Below are 240 nucleotides of genomic sequence, written 5' to 3' on the forward strand. Positions count from 1 at the left end.
TGCTGAGCGAACCACCGACACCATTGCCAGCCGGGCCGCAGATATAGCCCTTGGCCGTGTCGGTGTAGCGGACGCCAGCATAAGCACCGTAGATGCTGGTGTTCCAGTTCGGGTTCCAGTTGTGCACGTAGGCACCGCGGAAGCCGTAGGTCGTGATCAGCTGCTGCGAGCCACCGGTGACGAAAATCGAGTCCGGCGCGATGCCGAAGCCGATGCTCTGGTAGGCACCCGGAACGTTGG

1 pseudogene is annotated in these 240 nt (G+C 62.5%); it reads right to left on the minus strand.

Annotated elements, in window-relative coordinates:
• A pseudogene (locus FNJ47_RS48790) lies at nucleotides 1-240 on the minus strand (porin); the annotation flags it as partial.

Origin of the sequence: Bradyrhizobium uaiense, from assembly GCF_010811875.1 — a bacterium.
GTDB classification, from domain to species: domain Bacteria; phylum Pseudomonadota; class Alphaproteobacteria; order Rhizobiales; family Xanthobacteraceae; genus Bradyrhizobium; species Bradyrhizobium uaiense.